Origin of the sequence: Streptomyces sp. NPDC085481 (genome assembly GCF_044541845.1) — a bacterium.
GTDB lineage: Bacteria > Actinomycetota > Actinomycetes > Streptomycetales > Streptomycetaceae > Streptomyces.
The window spans coordinates 109,784-125,011 of record NZ_JBITTJ010000015.1 but is presented as its reverse complement, the minus strand read 5'-3'; the positions used below and the strand labels follow the sequence as shown (position 1 = coordinate 125,011).

17 protein-coding genes and 1 tRNA gene are annotated in these 15,228 nt (G+C 73.1%); 8 read left to right on the top strand and 10 right to left on the bottom strand.

Annotated features, from left to right (window positions below):
* Positions 1-19: 19 nt before the first annotated feature.
* The 3 genes from ectB to ACIGEZ_RS28010 all read right to left on the bottom strand — a co-directional run bounded on the left by ectB (position 20) and on the right by ACIGEZ_RS28010 (position 2,941).
* Positions 20-1,297, bottom strand: a complete 1,278-nt coding sequence (gene ectB / locus ACIGEZ_RS28020; RefSeq protein WP_399836135.1) for a diaminobutyrate--2-oxoglutarate transaminase — start codon at positions 1,295-1,297, stop codon at positions 20-22.
* Positions 1,298-1,385: 88 nt separating this feature from the next.
* On the bottom strand, positions 1,386-1,943 hold the full coding sequence (gene ectA / locus ACIGEZ_RS28015; protein WP_399836133.1) for a diaminobutyrate acetyltransferase: 558 nt from the start codon (positions 1,941-1,943) through the stop codon (positions 1,386-1,388).
* Between the two features lie 311 nt (positions 1,944-2,254).
* Positions 2,255-2,941: a hypothetical protein gene (locus tag ACIGEZ_RS28010; protein ID WP_399836131.1), complete on the bottom strand. Its 687-nt coding sequence runs from the start codon at positions 2,939-2,941 to the stop codon at positions 2,255-2,257.
* A gap of 291 nt (positions 2,942-3,232) precedes the next feature.
* On the opposite strand from ACIGEZ_RS28010, the gene ACIGEZ_RS28005 reads away from it, so the two are divergent.
* A complete protein-coding gene (locus tag ACIGEZ_RS28005; RefSeq protein ID WP_399836128.1) occupies positions 3,233-3,496 on the top strand; it encodes a hypothetical protein in 264 nt (87 codons plus the stop codon).
* Here ACIGEZ_RS28005 and ACIGEZ_RS28000 read toward each other — a convergent pair.
* Positions 3,483-4,121 carry a carbonic anhydrase gene (locus ACIGEZ_RS28000; protein WP_399836125.1) on the bottom strand — a complete coding sequence of 213 codons (639 nt, stop codon included), beginning with the start codon at positions 4,119-4,121 and terminating at the stop codon, positions 3,483-3,485. The genes ACIGEZ_RS28005 and ACIGEZ_RS28000 overlap by 14 nt on opposite strands.
* A 125-nt stretch (positions 4,122-4,246) precedes the next feature.
* On the opposite strand from ACIGEZ_RS28000, the gene ACIGEZ_RS27995 reads away from it, so the two are divergent.
* On the top strand, positions 4,247-5,491 hold the full coding sequence (locus ACIGEZ_RS27995; RefSeq protein ID WP_399836123.1) for an SLC13 family permease: 1,245 nt from the start codon (positions 4,247-4,249) through the stop codon (positions 5,489-5,491).
* A gap of 137 nt (positions 5,492-5,628) precedes the next feature.
* On the opposite strand, the gene ACIGEZ_RS27990 is transcribed toward ACIGEZ_RS27995, so the two are convergent.
* Positions 5,629-6,081, bottom strand: coding sequence for a DUF5709 domain-containing protein (locus ACIGEZ_RS27990; RefSeq protein ID WP_399836394.1), 453 nt, complete (start codon positions 6,079-6,081; stop codon positions 5,629-5,631).
* A 319-nt stretch (positions 6,082-6,400) separates the two neighbouring features.
* Here ACIGEZ_RS27990 and ACIGEZ_RS27985 point away from each other — a divergent pair, with 319 nt between their 5' ends.
* Positions 6,401-6,574, top strand: a complete 174-nt coding sequence (locus tag ACIGEZ_RS27985; protein WP_399836121.1) for a hypothetical protein — start codon at positions 6,401-6,403, stop codon at positions 6,572-6,574.
* A gap of 28 nt (positions 6,575-6,602) precedes the next feature.
* Here ACIGEZ_RS27985 and ACIGEZ_RS27980 read toward each other — a convergent pair whose 3' ends face one another.
* On the bottom strand, positions 6,603-7,541 hold the full coding sequence (locus ACIGEZ_RS27980) for a GlxA family transcriptional regulator (RefSeq protein ID WP_399836118.1): 939 nt from the start codon (positions 7,539-7,541) through the stop codon (positions 6,603-6,605).
* A 194-nt stretch (positions 7,542-7,735) separates the two neighbouring features.
* On the opposite strand from ACIGEZ_RS27980, the gene ACIGEZ_RS27975 reads away from it, so the two are divergent.
* The 4 genes from ACIGEZ_RS27975 (at position 7,736) to ACIGEZ_RS27960 (ending at position 9,949) form a co-directional block, all read left to right on the top strand.
* The gene (locus ACIGEZ_RS27975) at positions 7,736-8,227 is read left to right on the top strand and encodes a DUF2269 family protein (protein WP_399836116.1); all 492 of its coding nucleotides are present in this window, start codon (positions 7,736-7,738) and stop codon (positions 8,225-8,227) included.
* A 2-nt stretch (positions 8,228-8,229) separates the two neighbouring features.
* Positions 8,230-8,487 (top strand): DUF3817 domain-containing protein, encoded by a 258-nt coding sequence (locus tag ACIGEZ_RS27970; protein WP_399836113.1) that lies wholly within the window; start codon positions 8,230-8,232, stop codon positions 8,485-8,487.
* 119 nt (positions 8,488-8,606) lie between these two features.
* Complete coding sequence (locus ACIGEZ_RS27965) at positions 8,607-9,194, top strand: hypothetical protein (protein WP_399836391.1); 588 nt, start codon at positions 8,607-8,609, stop codon at positions 9,192-9,194.
* A 137-nt stretch (positions 9,195-9,331) separates the two neighbouring features.
* Positions 9,332-9,949 carry a TOPRIM nucleotidyl transferase/hydrolase domain-containing protein gene (locus ACIGEZ_RS27960; protein ID WP_399836388.1) on the top strand — a complete coding sequence of 206 codons (618 nt, stop codon included), beginning with the start codon at positions 9,332-9,334 and terminating at the stop codon, positions 9,947-9,949.
* Positions 9,950-10,004: 55 nt separating this feature from the next.
* On the opposite strand, the gene ACIGEZ_RS27955 is transcribed toward ACIGEZ_RS27960, so the two are convergent.
* The 4 genes from ACIGEZ_RS27955 to ACIGEZ_RS27940 form a co-directional block, all read right to left on the bottom strand.
* Positions 10,005-10,208, bottom strand: a complete 204-nt coding sequence (locus tag ACIGEZ_RS27955) for a ferredoxin (RefSeq protein WP_399836110.1) — start codon at positions 10,206-10,208, stop codon at positions 10,005-10,007.
* A gap of 14 nt (positions 10,209-10,222) precedes the next feature.
* On the bottom strand, positions 10,223-11,413 hold the full coding sequence (locus ACIGEZ_RS27950) for a cytochrome P450 (RefSeq protein ID WP_399836108.1): 1,191 nt from the start codon (positions 11,411-11,413) through the stop codon (positions 10,223-10,225).
* A gap of 201 nt (positions 11,414-11,614) precedes the next feature.
* Positions 11,615-14,056, bottom strand: a complete 2,442-nt coding sequence (locus ACIGEZ_RS27945) for a hypothetical protein (RefSeq protein ID WP_399836106.1) — start codon at positions 14,054-14,056, stop codon at positions 11,615-11,617.
* Between the two features lie 3 nt (positions 14,057-14,059).
* A tRNA-Pro gene (locus ACIGEZ_RS27940) sits at positions 14,060-14,133 on the bottom strand.
* 139 nt (positions 14,134-14,272) lie between these two features.
* Between ACIGEZ_RS27940 and ACIGEZ_RS27935 the strand changes: the two genes are divergently transcribed.
* Entirely contained in the window at positions 14,273-14,947 is a 675-nt protein-coding gene (locus ACIGEZ_RS27935) for a DUF5701 family protein (RefSeq protein WP_399836104.1), read from the top strand.
* The last annotated feature ends 281 nt before the right edge of the window (positions 14,948-15,228 follow it).

Here is a 15,228-nt window from a genome sequence, read left to right as displayed (position 1 = left end):
CCTTTCGGTCGTGGGGTGATCAGGCGGTGTGGCGTACGGAGCGGGCCAGGATGCCGAGGCCCTCGTCGAGCTCGTCGTCCGTCGCGGTCAGCGGCGGCAGCAGCTTGACCACCTCGCCGCGCGGCCCGGACGTCTCCAGGAGCAGCCCGAGCTCGAAGGCCCGCCGGCACACCGCCTCGGCCCGCTCCCCGTCGGCGAACTCCAGGCCCCACACGAGCCCTCGCCCACGGGCCGCGACGCCCGAGCGGCCGTCGTCACCGCACAGTTCGAGCAGGGCGCGTTCGACGCGCGCTCCCCGGGCGAGGGTGCGCTCGCGCAGGCGGCCGTCGCGCCAGTACGCGTCGAGGGCGGCGGTGGCGGTGACGAAGGCGGGGTTGTTGCCGCGGAAGGTGCCGTTGTGCTCGCCCGGCTGCCACAGGTCCAGCTCGGGGCGGAGGAGGCACAGGGCCATGGGGAGGCCGTAGCCGCTGATGGACTTGGAAAGGGTGACGATGTCGGGCGTGATGCCGGCCTCCTCGAAGGAGAAGAAGTCGCCGGTGCGACCGCAGCCCATCTGGACGTCGTCCACGATCAGGAGCATGTCGCGGCGGCGGCACAGGTCGGCGAGCTTGCGCAGCCACTCGGCCCGGGCGACGTTGATTCCGCCCTCGCCCTGGACCGTCTCGACGATCACGGCCGCCGGGTGGTCGAGACCGGAGCCGGGGTCCCCCAGCAGCCGCTCGAACCACAGGAAGTCCGGGGTGTGACCGCCGAGGTAGTGGTCGAACGGCATCTGCGTGGCGTGGTTGAGCGGGACGCCCGCGCCGGCCCGCTTGGCCGCGTTGCCGGTGACGGCGAGCGACCCGAGCGACATGCCGTGGAAGGCGTTCGTGAACGACACGACCGTCTCCCGGCCGGTGACCTTGCGGGCCAGCTTCAGGGCGGCCTCGACGGCGTTGGTGCCGGTGGGCCCGGGGAACATCACCTTGTAGGGGAGGGCGCGGGGTTCCAGGACCGTGGTGCGGAAGGTCTCCAGGAAGTCGCGTTTGGCGGTCGTCGACATGTCGAGGCCGTGCGTCACGCCGTCCCCGGCGAGGTAGTCGAGCAGTGCCCGCTTGAGCACGGGGTTGTTGTGGCCGTAGTTGAGCGAGCCCGCTCCGGCGAAGAAGTCGAGGAAGGGCCGCCCGTGCTCGTCGTACAGCCGACTCCCGACGGCCCGCTCGAAGACGACGGGCCAGGCGCGGCAGTAGCTGCGGACCTCGGATTCGACGGTCTCGAAGACGGACGGGGCGGTGGCTGCTTCGGTGAGGGTGGTCACGGTTCTCCCGGATCTGGGTGGGGGGTGGGGCGTCGGATCGCCCCGCGGTCGTTGCGCCGGGGCGTCAGGTCGTCAGGTCATCAGGTCGTCAGGTCAGGGCTTCAGGGGCGCTCGGCGTCAGAGGGCCGATGCGGTACAGCACTTCCGGCTCGTGGTCGACGTCGGTGGCGGAACCGCCGGGAAAGACGGCGGACGCGAACAGGACCTCCCGGGTCACGGCCGCGCCGTGGCGGCGCGCGAACGAACGGAAGAGCCGGTCGGAGGCCACGTTCCCCGGAGTGACGGTCGCCTCGACCCGGCTCAGCCCGCGCTCGGCCGCCACACGGGAGGTCAGAGCGTCGAGCAGTGCTCCGGCTACCCCGCTTCCGCGATACGAACCATCGACGGCTACCTGCCAGACGAAGAGCGTGTGCGGCGCCTCGGGCCGCAGATAGCCGGTGACGAACCCGACGGCCCGCCCTCCGGCGTCGCGGGCGACGGCGGTCGTGTCGGCGAAGTCCCGGCACCACAGCAGGTAGCTGTAGGGCGAGTTGACGTCCAGTTCCCCCGAGTCGCGGGCGATCCGCCAGAGATCGGCACCGTCGGTGATCTGGGCCCTGCCGATGGCGAGTCCCCTGGTCGGGAGCGTGGTGTGGGCTGTGGTCATGTGGGCCGAAGCTACCGAGCGGGTCGCCGAACTGCCTCGGGCGAAGGGGTTGTGCAAGAGGAGGGAAGTGCGATAGGTGCACGAATCGCCGGCGTGCGGGAAATCCCTCACTTGCCGCCCGGAAAATGCGGAGGACGGGGGGCAAACTGCCCGTTTATAACGGCTGGGTAACGCCTGTCGCGCGGTCTGTTCAGGCGTCAAGACGGCGTGAGATCCCTCCGCCTTTCGCGTTTGAGGTCGCGTGGCGGGGTCAGGTGTACGGGTTCGGGGGCGCGGTTTCGGTCGTGGACGTGCTGGGCGCTACGCCCGCCTCATGAGCCGGGGGTGGTGGCTGTCGTCCGGCAGCTCTCTCCCGCGAGGGAGGTCATCGCGTCGTTGAGCCGCGTGTGCCAGGGCTGGCTGGCCGCGCCCATGGTGTTGACCTTGCCGGCGGAGTCGCCTTCCTTCAGTTCTCGGTCGTACCGCTGCACGTCCTGTTCCATCCGGGCGAGCCAGTCGTCCTGTGCCCTCTTCGCCGCGGCGTGCTCTTCCCTCAGCTCGCCTGGTACTTCCCGTGTGTTGAGGGAGGCGAAGGACTGCCGGGCGCTGTCGATGTTCGCCCGTGTGTAGAAGAGGAACCTCTCCTTGTGGATGGCCATGGCCTCCAAGGGATCGGCCGACCCGGAGTTCGCCTTGAGGTAGATCGCGTCATTGTGCTGCTCCGACAGCACGCTGCTTACTTGCCGACAGGTGCCGACCTGAAGCGCCGCCCCCAGCTCGGGCGAGGCGGCGATCAGCGGCTCGAGCCGGCCTTGCAGGAGCCCCACGACCGCACTGCTGCCTCCCGGATGCCCGGCCACCTCCGACGCGGTCCTGTCGAGCGTGTCCACGGCCCGTTCCGCCCCGTCGGGGTCGTCCCGGCGCAAGCGCTGGACCAGGCGTTCCCGCACAGCGCTCCACGCGTCGGTCGTCATGGCCTGGATGAGTGCCTGGGCGGCAAGCAGGGCAAGGCTTTCCACGATCCCCCCACCGTTGGGTCCTGTGAACTGGCGCTGCGCGTAAGGGCCATCCTCCCGGCCCGCGTCGCGCCGTGGCTAGGCATCGCGCATCGTCACCCGAAAGGGGAAGAGGCCGGCGGACTGCCTGCCGCCGAAGCGCCGGTCAGACCCGGGGGCAGACCGTGAAGGACGCCGAGGGACCCCGAGGGCCCCCGACGGAGGCCGGGTAGGCCTTCATTGTCAGACCCCCCTCGTAGCGTCGTCAGGAGAGGCCGGGGCACGCCCGGCCCGACGACACGCACGGGAGCGGTCATGGGCGAGATCAGCGTCGAACGCGGTGAACTGGACCACCTGCTCGCGGACGCGGCGAGCGCGTACGAGGCGCCCTACCAGCGCTCCTTCGCCGAACTCGCCGCATCCCACCGGGGCCGGCCGGTGGCGGAGATCGTGCCGCTGCTGCGGGACGCCGCCGACCGGGCACTGCTCGGCTTCACCCCGGCGGACCTGCGGGAGCAGGCCGAGGCCATCAGCAGCGGCCGCCCCTACATCCTGAGAGTCCGCGTCACCGGCCGTTGACGGCCGGAGCCTCGAGGCCGCGCACGGTGACCGTACGGGCGGTGCCCTCGGCCAGACGGTAGCCGAGGCCGACCACGGCGGTGCTGCCCGACTCGACCTGCCCGGCGAGGACGCGGGAGCGGTCGAGGAGGAGGTCGACGGTGTGCCGTATGTGCGTGTCGATGATGTCGCTGTCCTCGGTCAGACCCGCGGCGCGCGCGGCCAGGACGCTCGGGGTGACCCGCTCGACGATGTCACGGACGAACCCGGGCGCCGCCATCCCGTCGTCCACGGCCGCACGCGCCGCCGCCACCGCCCCGCACGAGTCGTGCCCCAGGACCACGACGAGCCGGCAGTCGAGGACGGTGGTGGCGTACTCGATGCTGCCGAGCACCTCGGGCCCGATCACATGGCCCGCCGTACGGACCACGAACAGGTCACCGAGCCCCTGATCGAAGATGATCTCCGCGGCGAGCCGCGAGTCGGAACATCCGAGCAGCACGGCGAACGGCTGCTGCCCCGGCGCGAGCTCCGCCCGGCGCACGGCGTCCTGGTTCGGGTGGTGGGGCGTGCCCGAGACGAATCGGAGGTTGCCGGAGATGAGCGCGTCGAGGGCGTCCGCGGGGGTCTGAGGTCGCGTCGTCATGCTCACACCCTAGAGGGCGTCTCGCCGTGTCTCCCCTTGAGGACCTGCGAAAACGCCCGGCGGTGGGGCGTCAGCGCGGGCCCCCGCGGCAGGGGCGTCCGCATGCCTGCCGCATGATCGTGGGCATGCTGTTCGAGTCCCTGTCCGTCGCCGCGCTCGGCGTGGTGCTGGTCTGCGCCGTCGTCCGCCCCCGAGGGCTGTCGGAGGCCGTGTTCGCGATCCCCCCGGCCGTGTTCCTGATCGCGAGCGGCGCGATATCCGTGGCGCACGCGCAGGAGGAGCTCACGCGCCTCGCACCGGTCGTCGGCTTCCTCGCCGCGGCCCTCGTCCTGGCGAAGCTCTGCGACGACGAGGGGCTCTTCCGCGCCTGTGGCACCTGGATGGCCGGCTGGGCCCTTGCCCGGCCCCGGCGACTGCTCGGCGCCGTCTTCGCCCTCGCGTCGCTGATCACCGCCGTCCTCAGCCTGGACGCGACCGTCGTCCTGCTGACCCCGGTCGTCTTCGCCACGGCCGCCCGCATGGGGACGAGCCCGCGCCCCCACTCCTACGCCGGCGCGCACCTGGCGAACACGGCCTCGCTGCTCCTGCCGGTCTCCAACCTCACGAACCTGCTCGCGTTCACCGCCACCGGCCTCGGCTTCACCCGCTTCGCCCTCGTCATGCTCCTGCCGTGGCTCGCGGCGATCGCGGTCGAGTACGCGTTCTTCCGCCGCTTCTTCGCCGCCGGCCTCGATGCCGTGCCCACCGGGGACGCCGCTCCCGAGCGCCCCGAGATGCCGTGGTTCGCCCTGGTGACCGTCCTCGCGACCCTCGTCGGCTTCGGGGTGACCTCGGTACTCGGCGTAGCCCCGGCGTGGGCGGCCGCGGCCGGCGCGTCGGTGCTGGCCGTCCGCGCGCTGGTGCGGCGCCGTACGACCCCCGCCGCCGTCGTACGCTCCGCCGCCCTCCCCTTCCTCGGCTTCGTGCTCGCCCTCGGTATCGTCGTCCGCGCGGTCGTCGACAACGGCCTGGGTGACGCGCTGGGCGCGATCCTGCCGGACGGCGTCTCCTTTCCCGCCCTGCTCGGCACCGCGGCTGTCGCCGCCCTCCTCGCGAACCTGATCAACAACCTCCCGGCTGTCCTGGCCCTGGCCCCGCTGGCGGCGCCCTCGGGCCCAGGCGCGGTCCTCGCCGTACTCCTCGGGGTCAACATCGGCCCGAACCTCACCTACGCGGGCTCCCTGGCGACCCTCCTGTGGCGGCGCATCGCCCACCAGCACGGCCACGACGTCGAACTGGGCGAGTTCAGCCGACTGGGTCTCCTCACCGTCCCGTTCACCCTGCTCACCGCCACGTTCGCGCTGTGGGTCTCCCTGCGCGTGGTCCTCTAGGGATCATCCCTGGGACACGCCCGGCGACGACGGGGCGGCACTCGTCGTGGACGAAGCCCCGGCCCCTCCCTGTGGACGAAGCCCCGGCCCCTCCCCGTGATCGAAGCCCCGGCCCCTCCCCGTGATCGAAGCCTCGGCTACTCCTCGTCGACGATGTGCATGGCCGCCTCCTCGGCGGAAGCCGCGCCCCCGTCGATCCCCACGTCCCGCGCGAACCCCTCGCGCGCGGACACGACGACGCCCTCCCCGTCGGACACGAGACGACCGGCCCGGCGATGGCCCACCTGGTCGTCCAGCGGTTCGCCGTCGGTGTCCGTCGTGTCACCGATGCCGTCCCAGTCCGTGTCGGCGACATCGGGCTCCTCCTCGGCGAGCCGTTCGTCGAGGCTCTCGCCCTGCAACCGCTCGGCCGCCGTGGTGCCCGCGCTCTCGACGCCCCACGGCCGGTCGGGCGGCGCGTACCCCTCGTCGAGGGGGCTGTCGAGGGGGCCGTCGAGCGTGTCCGAGGCGTCCAGAAGTCCCGCGTCGTCCTGCACCTCACTGCCGTCGGGCTGGTAGACGTCGTCGCCCCAGGCCTCGTTCTCGGTCATGCGGAACTCCAGACACTCTGCGATCAGCATCGCCGAATTCCATGCTCCGTGGCCCACCAGCGCCCCGCCACCGCAGGCGGGCCGGCCGCGCGGGAGCGGCCCGCCCGCGAGGGGGTGAACCGCTCCACCGAACGGGGTAGACGCCGGAGCGCCCGGGTGTCCCGACCCGGGCACCCGACGGAGGGGAGAGCACGGTGGACGGACACGAAGAACGCCGACAGTCGGCTTCGCGCCGCAGGAAACCGGTCTCGGCGGCGGAGCTCTTCGACGACGTGGGCCAGGAGTACGAACGCGCGTCGAGGAGGTCGAGATCGAGTGGATGGGCCACCCGGTGCGGGTCTCCAGCTTCTCGGCCGAGGAGTACGCAGGCCTGCTGCGGGAGGAGTGCGGCCTGGAGGTCCTCCACGACGCCGTCTCCCTCTTCCGGCCCGACGGTGACACGGCCGCCCCTGAGGAGCACCTGTTCTGCTACGCGCGCCGCCGTCCGGCGTGAGCCGCACGCCCGGGGGCAGGGTTCCCGGTCAGCTGAAGCTGCGCCGGTACGTGTGAGGGCTGATCCCCGTCGTCCGCTTGAACCGGTCGCGGAACGCGGTGGGGGAGCCGAACCCGACCTGCGCGCCGATGCGCTCGACGGAGTGCCGCGTGGTCTCCAGCAGGTGCTGGGCCTGCCGGATCCGCGCCCGGTGCAGCCATTGCAACGGGGTCGTCCCCGTCTGCTCGCGGAAGCGGCGGATGAGCGTCCGCGTGCTGGTCCCGGCGCGGGCGGCGATGTCGTCGAGGGTGAGGCTGCGCGCCAGGTTGTCCTGCAACCAGGCGAGCAGGGGCTCCATGTCGGAGCCGCTTGGAACGGGCGGCCGGTCGTGGACGATGAACTGGGCCTGCCCGCCCTCCCGTTCGAGGGGCACCACCGACAGCCGCGCGGCGTCGGCGGCGACGGCCGACCCGTAGTCGCGGCGGATCATGTGCAGACACAGGTCCAGCCCCGCCGCCGCGCCAGCCGAAGTCAGGAACTGGCCGTTGTCGACGTACAGCACCTCCGGGTCCACCGTGAGCCCCGGATGGGTGGCAGCCAGCAGATCGGCCGCGATCCAGTGCGTGGTCACCCGCAGCCCGTCCAGCAGACCGGTCGCGGCCAGCGGGAACGTACCCACGCAGATGGACGCGATCCGCGTCCCGCTCGCGGCCGCCGCGCACAGCGCGTCGCGCACGTCGTCGGGCAGGGGTGCGGTCGGATCGGCGGTACCGGGTACGACGACGGTGTCCGCATCCCGTAGCGCCTCGAGTCCCCAGCGCGCCTGCAGGGTGAACGCCCCGGCGTCGACCTCCGGCCGGGCGGCGCACACACGGACCTGGTAGCCGGGGCGACCGTCGGGCAGACGGGCGCGGGTGAAGGTCTCGACGGGAGTGGCCAGGTCGAAGGGGATCACCCGGTCCAGGGCGAGGACGGCGACGGTGTGCATGGCAGGAATATAGCCACACACAGGGGTGCTGAGCCTCGCTGTCGAGGGCGACTGACCCCTGTTCTCCCAGGTCAAGCGTGCTCGTGCCGTCATTGGCACTTTTCCGTTGGAACCTGTCACTTACGCCACTGGGGGCGGTCGGACGCACGGCATAGCGTCGGAACCCGTCGCTCTGTCACCCCAGGAGTCCTGACTTGACGAAGTTGTTCCTCACTTTGCACGTGCTGGCCGCCATCGTGGCCGTCGGCCCCGTCACCGTCGCGGCCGGCATGTTCCCGCCCGCCCTGCGCCGCGCGCGGCGCGCCCCCGAGGACGGTGAGGCGCGCACCACGCTGCGCACGCTGCACCGCATCTGCCGCGTGTACGCGGCCCTCGGCATCGCCGTACCCGTCTTCGGCTTCGCCACGGCCGGCAGCCTCGGCGTGCTCGGCAGCGCCTGGCTGATCGCCTCGATCGCCCTGACCGCGGCGGCGGCCGCCGTCCTGGTGCTCGCGGTCCTCCCGGCCCAGCGCCGCGAACTCGCCACCCTTGAGGGACAGCACGCCGCCTCTCAGCCCGCCGCCCCGCAGCACCTCGACGCGCCGTCGGCGGGCCGACTGGCGATGCTGACCGGCGTGTTCAACCTGTTGTGGGCCACGGTCACCGTCCTGATGATCATCCGCCCCGGCTCGACCACCGGAGCATGACCATGGACCTCCGACCGCTGCGCATCGCCGCCCACGCCGAACTCGCCACGCTCGTCCTCATGCTGGCCAACCTCGCCACCGTCCATCTGCGCCCGCTCTCCTCGCTGCTCGGCCCGGCCCACGGGTGTGCCTACCTGTTCGTGGTCGTGGCGACCTGGCGCTTCGCGCACGCCGCGCCCCGGACGCGGGCGACCGCCCTCCTGCCGGGCGTGGGCGGCCTCCTCGCCGTGCGCCGGCTCCGCGCGAGGCCGGTCGGCTGACAGGGCCGACGCGGTCATGCGCGGCCGTGGAACGGGGGTCAGAGGTGAAGTCTCGACGCCTTCGGGGTAAAACCATCACCAACACCCCTCTCGTTCGAACGGACACACGCGCGTTGAGCATGCTTCCCGGATCACGTCTGCCAGGCAGAATCTGGACGATCCGCCTCACCGGCCACCCCGACCACTCCGCGACGGTCACCTGCACCACCCCGGGCTGCCGTATGCCCGCCAGGTCCAAGGAGCTCCGAGCGCTGCGGGCCTTCGCCGCCGAGCACGTGCGCGCCCACGCCCGCCTGGCCACCCCGCGCCCGAACGCCGCCTGCGCGTGCGGCGCGAGCGCCTGCCGCCACCACTCCGCGCGCGCCACCTGCACGGGCCGGACGCTGCTCGTCCTCATCCACAACCCGGCCATCGCCGAGGTCTGGACGCTCGCCGAGATCTGCCAGGCCTGCGCGCCGCTGATCAACCACGCCACCGTCCTCGCGGGCGCCGGGAGTTCCGGCACCCGCGACACGCTGACCGCCCAGCCGGCCGCGGTCGGGGCGGCCCCCGCGTCCCCCGCGCCCGCGACGCCTCCGCCCGTGGTCCCGGTCGCCTTCTCGTCCCCGGACGCCGCCGGAGGCCAGGCCCCCGTCCCGTCTCCGCACCGCCGCGGCGGCGGAGGCAACAGGCGTCGTGGCAACCGCCCGGGGCGCGGCAGGGCCTGACCTCGGAGAAGCCGCCGGGAAGCCGCCGGGAAGCCGCCAAGAAGCCGCCAAGAAGCCGCCGGGAAGAGGAGCGGCCCCCGAGCCACCCCTCCGAATATTCCGTGCGGTGCCGGTCGGTGACCGTGCAGACTCGCTCCATGGTGGACATGGGGGCGTTCCGGGACGCGGTCAGTGGCTGGGCGGCCGGCGGCCCGGGAGAACCGGCGAGCGACCTGGCGGTGCGACTCGGGCTGCGCACGGCGGTGCTGCTGGAGGGGCGCAGCGACCTCGAGGCCGTCGAGGCGCTCGCGGCGCGGCGCGGCCGGGACCTCGCGAGCGAGGGCGTGAGCGTCGTGGCGATGGGCGGGGCGATGAGCGTCGGCCGCTACGCGGAACTGCTCGGGCCGCCCGGTCTCGCCCTGCGACTGGCAGGACTGTGCGACGAGCGCGAGCAACCCTTCTACGTCCGTGGCCTGGAGCGGGCCGGGGCGCCACGCGACGGCTTCTTCGTCTGCGTGGCGGACCTGGAGGACGAGCTCATCCGCGCGCTGGGCGCCGCGAAGGTCGAGGAGATCGTCCGGACCGAGGGCGACCAGCGCGCCTGGCAGACCTTCCAGCGCCAGCCCGCACAGGACGGGCGGCCGCGGGAGCGGCAGTTGCGGCGCTTCCTCGGTACGAAGAAGGGCCGCAAGATCCGCTACGGTCGCCTCCTGGTGGAGGCCCTCGACCCGGGACAGGTACCGGCCCCGCTCGACGACCTCCTCGCGAGCCTGTGACCGGCACACACGAGCGCGGTCATGGAAGCCCCGGCCGGGGCGACAGCGGCGGTCCTCACCCCTCCTGATCGTGGTCGAGGGTGATCGCCTGCACGGGGCAGGCCCGGGCGGCCTCGTGGACCAGCGGCCGGCCGGCTCCGTCCTCGTGGCCGGGGACGACCGTGCCGAACCCGTCGTCGTCCTGAGTGAAGACGTCCGGCACGGTCAGGGCGCACTGCCCGGCGCCGATACAGACGCCCGAGTCGATGGTGATACGCATCCGCGCTGCTCCTCTCACCAGGTGACGGGGAGTTCGACCATCCCCTGGATGGTGTCGCCCGGCTTGAACGGGATCTCCTCCGCGGGCACGGCGAGCCGCAGCCCCGGCAGCCGCCGCAGCAGCGTCCCGAGCGCGATCTCCATCTCGGCACGGGCCAGGTTCTGCCCGAGGCACTGGTGGATGCCGAAGCCGAACGCCACGTGGTGGCGGGCGGAGCGGCCCCAGTCCAGGGTGTCGGGGTCGGCGTAGGCGGTGGTGTCCCGGTTGATGACGGAGGTGGAGAACACCACCCCCTCGCCCGCGCGGATCACCGTCCCCTCGACCTCCACGTCCTCGCGTGCCACCCGCAGCAGCCCGTCCGCGATCGACAGGAACCGCAGCAGCTCCTCCACGGCCGTGGGAACGAGCCCGGGATCGGCGCGGAGCTCGGCCAGGCGCTCGGGGTGGCGCAGGAGGGTGTACGTACCCAACGAGATCATGTTGGCCGTGGTCTCGTGCCCGGCGACCAGCAGGATCGTGGCGAGCTCCACCAGCTCCCTGCGCTCGGGCCGACCCTCCTGGAGCTGCCGCGCCACCAGGTCGTCGAGCACACCCTCTCCGGGCTTGTCCCGCTTGGAGTCGATCAGGTCGCCCAGATAGCCCTCCAGCTCGGTCCGCGCGGCCTCGCTCTCCTCGCTCGTCGGGCCGCGCAGCAGCCGCCGGGACTGCTCCTCGAAGAAGGCGTGGTCCGCGTACGGGACCCCCAGCAGGTCGCAGATCACGATCGACGGCACCGGCAGCGCGAACGCGTTCACCAGCTCGGCCGGCGGCCCCTGCTCCTCCATCGCGTCGAGCAGCCGGTCCACGGTGGCCTGGATACGGGGTCGCAGCCCCTCGGCGCGCTTGAGCGTGAAGCTCGGGATCAGCATCCGCCGCTGGACGTTGTGCTCGGGATCGTCCCAGCCGAGCAGCGCGGCGCGACGGCGCCGGCGCAGCTTCGCGGCCCGCTCGGTGGGGAGCGGGAAGTTGTCGTGGGTGGAGTCGGAGGACAGGCGCTGGTCGGACAGCAGCGCCCGGGCGGCTGTGTGTCCGGTGACGAACCACACCGGCCGCCCGTCCCACAGGGTCACCCGCGACAGCGGGCGCTCCTCGCGCAGCGGATCGTAGGCGGTCGGCGGGTGGTAGGGGCAGGTGCGGTCCTGGGGAAATGCCACGGCTTCCGTCATGGGGGCCTCGCAAAGCGAATCGGCGGCTTACACGGTGGTGCCGTCACCACTACATGCCTCAGGCATCTATCCGGTCTATGCACAGTTCGGCCAATCCACCGGAACGGGTTCGTCCATTCGGTGGGCCCGCGAGCGGCCGCCCGGCCATCCGTCCGTCCGGTCACCATCCAGCGGCCCCCGCCCGGCCATCCGTCCGCCCGGTCACGCCATCCAGTGGCCCCCGCCCCGGCTCCACCCCAGGAACCGCCGGGCCAGGCCGCCATGGGCGGTCCCGTCCGGGCCGAACGCGCCACCCGAAGCGACCAGTCGCAGCCCGGCCACCGCCGGGCCCAGCCGGGCCGCGGCGTGCCACGGCCGGCCGGCGGCTTCGGCGGCCGCCCACTCGATGACGGCCGCCTGGCGGTCGGGGGCGCACAGCGACAGGTGGAACAGCATCTGCCGCCACGCGTACGCCGCGTCCTTGACCGTGCCGAGCGGTCGCGGATGCCCTTCGAGTCGCGTCACAAGTCGGCACACGGTCGCGAAGCAGTCCCGCGCCAGCGCCTCCCACCCGGCCGCAGGGGCGACACCGGCGCGGTGGACGAGGACCGCGAGATTGTGGGTGGTGAGGATCTGGGCCTGCTCGATCACGGTGCCGTTCGCGGCCGGGGAGTACGACCAGGACTCCGCGTCGTGGCCGGAACCGGTCGTCCCGGCCGTCGCGTCCCGGGCCCGCTCCGCACACATCCGGCCGAACTCGCGTGCGGGCTCGGGGGATCCCGTACGCGGGGATCCATGCCGGCGGGCGAGGCCCTCCGCGGCCTGGACGACGGCCAGGCTCCGTACCGCCGTGCAGTCGATCGCGTAATAGCGGGCGTACAGCGTTCCGTCGAGCAGATCGGCGGCGGCGCGGGCCGAGTCGAGGAACTTCGGAGTGAACGCGCCCATGAAGATGTCGGCGGCCAGCTCCTCCACGAACGGTGCCGCGAGTTCGGCCTGCCGCGCCAACTGGGACAGCTCGCGCACCAGCGGGTTCGGCAGCAGGGTGCCGGGGAACGCGCCGACCGCCAGGTCACCGAGCTGCCGCAGCGCCGACTCGGCCGCGCCCCGGGCCTGTTCGGCCGCGCCCGCGTCGGTGCCGTGCCCGGCGATCGCCCGTACCCACGGAAGCTCGTCCACACGGACCTGGTGCTCCAGGTTCAGAAGCAGCAGGGATCGACGATTGCGGAAAGCGCGGTACGTGGCCGCCGCAAGAGTGCGCAGCGACGGGTCGGCGTACCGCCGCGCCGTCGCCGCGGCGACCAACTGCGGCACGAGCGTGGCCAGAACCTCCGCCGACGGTACGACTCCCCGCTCGACCAGGGTCTCCAGCGGGGCGCTCAGCGCGGAGCCCACCGACTGCCGCAGCCGCGCGGGGACGACGGTGCCGACCGGCAGTCCGGTCGCGTCGGCCTCCGCGGCGGTCACGGGCACGACCGGCGTCTCGACGTCGGGCGTACCGCTGCGCTCGTCCAGGACCGCGAGCCGGCGCACCACGAGCGCGGCGATCCGGTGGTGCGAGGGCAGCGCGGCCTGCCGCGCCTGCTCGCGCCGCAGCCGGCTGTGCTCGGGGGAACCGGGCAGCCCGCGCTTGGCGACCATCGACGCCACCGCGTGCCGCAGCAACCCGGCGAGGCGGGGCGGCACCGGCCGCCCGCCGGCCACCTCGGCCAGGGCGCGCCGCAGGATGCCGGCGTTCGACTTGGGGTTCCGGTGCTTGCCGCACAGGGGGTGGGCGGCGGAGAGCGCCTCGTAGCGCTGGAGGAGCGCGGCGGCTTCGGCACGGTCCGCGGCGGCGTGGGCCCGGCGCGCCCGTTCCGGGACACCGTCGCCGCGGTCCGCAGCCGCGGTGGTCCGGTCCCGGCCTTCCCGGTCCGAAGCACCGCCCGCCCCCACGGCTCCGTCCGCACCGTGACGCAGCCAGTACGCCAGCAGCTCGTCCTCGAACGGCCGCCAGACCGTCAGCGCCTCCCGCTGCGCCTCGATCGCCGTCTTCGGCTGCCGGGCCGCCAGCTCGGCGGTCACCTCGCCGACCGTGCGGCGGTGCACCGCGGTCGGGGCGACGGCCGGACGGTCCGACGGGCGGGGCAGGAAGCGCAGTCGGTCCGCGTACGGCTGGAGCTCGGCCACCAGTGGTGCCGCGGCCTCGATGTCACCGGCCCGGACCAGCCAGGCGACGGTCAGCAGCGCGGTCTCCTCGGGCAGGGCGGCCTCGTAACACCCGCTGTCCAGCAGGTCCCACAGCCGGCCGAGGCCGTCCTCGGTCAGCGCGTGCGCGAACAGCGCCTCGCGGGTGGCGGGGACACCGGCGTGCCGCGCCGCCTCCTCCTCGTACGCGACGAGGGGACCGCCCGCCGCGGGCGTACCCGTGGCGAACCCGCCCCGTACGACCTCGGGCGTGACCCACCCCGGCAGCCCGGCGACAGGTGTGCGCGAGCCGATGGTGAGCCGACCGTCCGCGATACCGGCCAGTACCTTCCGCCACTGGAGCATCCGGCCCTGCGCACGCTCACGCGTGGCGGTGTCGGAGTGCGTCAGGGAGGTGCGGACGGCCAGGGCCAACTGCGCAGCGGCGTAAGCCGGGTCGACGGTCGTCGGGAGCTGCTGATCAGCGATCTCGTTCATAAGCCGACGTGGCAGGTTCCGCCCCTGCGCCCTCCGGGTGCCAAGCCCGGCGCTCTGACTCGCTGAGCTACACGCCGTCGGTTGCCGAGACCTTAGGAGACCGCTCCGGCGGGCAGCAATCGAATTCCGCTCGGCCCGACGGCAGCCGGGAACATTCCCGGCTGCCGAGTCGTTGATCGTCCCGAGCCCCGTCGAGCCCGCGCCCCGAGGAGTGCCTTGCCCGAATCGTCTCCCGCCGTCACCACCCCCGAAAGCCCCCTTCCCCCGCTGGCCGCCCAAGCGGAGCACCTGATCGAGCTCGGTGTGCACGCACTCGCCGGGATACCCGCCGATGAGCTGCGCGCCTTCGCCGAAGACTCCGGTGGCGACCGCGTCGACGCCCTGCTGGCCGTCCACCCGGACCGCGCCCCGGCGTCCGCGCTCGCGCCGCTGCTCCGCCGTGACGGCAAGCCCGGCTTCGTCGTCGTCGACATGCCCGACGTCGACCAGTTCGCCCCCGAGACGGTCGAGTTGGCCGACGCCCCGCTCTACCTCGTGACGGGCCTCGACCGCGGCGACGACATGGCCAACTGGAGCCCGGAGGAGGCCCTGCCGGCCCTCACCGAGCGGGAGCGCACTCCGCTGCTGCTCACCGAGGGCATCCACTGGGTGCTCCAGCAGCCGGCGGTCCTGGAGCGCAACCGCTGCTTCATGACCATCGGCTCCCGGCTGCGCAAGGCGAACGGCGCCATGGACGCCCGCACCCCGGCCATCTGGATCAGCAACGGCACGGGCCGCGACGGCCGCGACCGGCGCAACGCACCGAAGGTCGGCTGGTGCTGGTGGGGCAACCGCCACACCTGGCTGGGCTTCGGCTCCGCCACGGGGCGTACGGCCCAGGGCCCGTCCTAGAGCCTGTCCGGCGGACCAGGACCAGAGCCGTACAGCGTGCAGGCCTCTGGTCCGGGTCCGGCGATGAGGGCCACCAGCCCGACGGGGACGCTGAGCAGGAGCGGCAAACCAGCGCCCGCGAGCAGAACGGCGGCCGGCCGGCTACGGCCGGGCTTGCCGACGGGTGCCGGCCGGTCAGGGGCTCTTCGGCGAGGGCGGAGGCGGCGACCGTACGGGGCTTGCCGAGGCCGGCCAGGACCTCGCGTGCACGATGAGTGAAACCCGGCGGGCCCCGCGCCTGC